Source organism: Corallococcus sp. CA053C (assembly GCF_003611675.1).
Classification (GTDB): Bacteria; Myxococcota; Myxococcia; order Myxococcales; family Myxococcaceae; genus Corallococcus.
The window spans coordinates 1-1,794 of the sequence record NZ_RAWA01000748.1 but is presented as its reverse complement, the minus strand read 5'-3'; the positions used below and the strand labels follow the sequence as shown (position 1 = coordinate 1,794).

Sequence of the window (1,794 nt, the reverse complement as noted above, 5' to 3'; positions counted from 1 at the left end):
GTCCTGTGCCAGGGGCGGGGGAGCGCGGCGAACTCGGCGGTCTGCTACGCGCTGGGCATCACCGCGATTGATCCGGTGCGGATGGGGCTGCTGTTCGAGCGCTTCCTCAGCATGGAGCGCCGGGAGCCGCCGGACATCGACGTGGACTTCGAGCACGAGCGGCGCGAGGAGGTGCTCCAGTACGTCTACGCGAAGCACGGCCGGCGGCGCGCGGGCATGGTGTGCGAGATCATCTGCTACCGGGGCCGGCTGGCGCTGCGGGAGGCGGGCAAGGCGCTGGGGTTGGCGTTGGATCAGGTGGACCGGCTGTCGAGGGTGGGCTCGGCGCACGGCTTCCAGGTGACGCCGGAGGTCCTTCGGGAAGCGGGGCTGTCCCCCACGGACGGGCGGGTGCTCAGGACGCTGTCGGTGGCGAAGGAGTTGGAGGGCGTGCCCCGCCACCTGTCCATCCACGTGGGCGGCTTCGTGATGACGCGCGAGCCGCTGGTGGACCTGGTGCCGGTGGAGAACGCGGCGATGCCGGGGCGCACGGTCATCCAGTGGGAGAAGGACGACATCAACGCGGTGGGGCTCCTGAAGGTGGACCTGCTGGCGCTGGGCATGTTGACGGCGCTGTCCCGGTGCTTCGCGTTGATCCGCGAGCATCACGGCCGCGACCTGTCCCTGGCCACGGTGCCGCCGGAGGATCCGAAGGTCTACGACATGCTGTGCGAGGCGGACACGGTGGGGGTGTTCCAGATTGAGAGCCGCGCACAGATGAACATGCTGCCGCGGCTGCGGCCCCGGGAGTTCTACGACCTGGTGGTACAGATCGCCCTCATCCGGCCGGGGCCCATCGTGGGCAACATGGTGCACCCGTACCTGCGCCGCAGGAATGGCCAGGAGCCGGTGACGTACCCGAGCGACGCCGTGCGGGGCATCCTCCAGAAGACGCTGGGCGTGCCGCTCTTCCAGGAGCAGGCGATGCGGCTGGCGATGGTGGCGGCGGGGTTCAGCGCGGGGGAGGCGGACGGGCTGCGGCGGGCGCTGAGCCACAAGCACGCGGAGGAGCGGATCCACCCGTACCGGGGCCGCTTCGTGGAGGGCTGCGAGTCGCGGGGCTACACGCGCAAGCAGGCGGAGGAGTGGTTCGATCACTTCCGGGGCTTCGCGCACTACGGGTTCCCGGAGAGCCACTCGGCGAGCTTCGCGTTGATTGCCTATGCGTCCAGTTGGTTGAAGTGCCACTACCCGGCGGCGTTCACGGCGGCGCTGCTCAACTCCCAGCCGATGGGGTTCTACGCGCCGCACACGCTGGTGGCGGACGTGCAGCGGCACGGGGTGGAGGTGCGGCCGGTGGACGTGCGCCGCTCCCGTTGGGACTGCACGTTGGAGGACGGGGCGTTGCGGCTGGGGCTGAGGATGGTGCGGGGGCTGGGCGAGTCCGCGGGCCGGGCGGTGGAGTCCTGCCGGAACGGGGACTACGCGAGCGTGGGGGACCTGGCGCGAAGGGCGCGCATTCCCAGGCACGAGCTGACGCGGCTGGCGCTGTCAGGAGCGCTGACGTCGCTGTGTGGCGCGAGGCGGCAGGCGCTGTGGGAGATCCAGGCGCTGGGGCCGCTGGACGCGGACGACCTGTTCTTCGGGATGGCGATGGACGGCACGGCGGTGGAGCTGCCGCCCATGGGTGTCTACGAGCGGGTCTGCGCGGATTACGACACGGTGGGGCTGTCGCTGGAGAAGCACCCGCTGGAGCTGTTGCGGCCCACGTTGAAGCGGATGGGGGCGGTGACGGCGGAGGGGCTGAAGCAGGTG

General features: G+C 70.7%; 1 protein-coding gene. It reads left to right on the top strand.

The genetic code is table 11. The features are described from left to right. The coding region (gene dnaE / locus D7V97_RS42800) for a DNA polymerase III subunit alpha (protein ID WP_120616244.1) at positions 1–1,794 on the top strand (1,794 nt) is incomplete at both ends.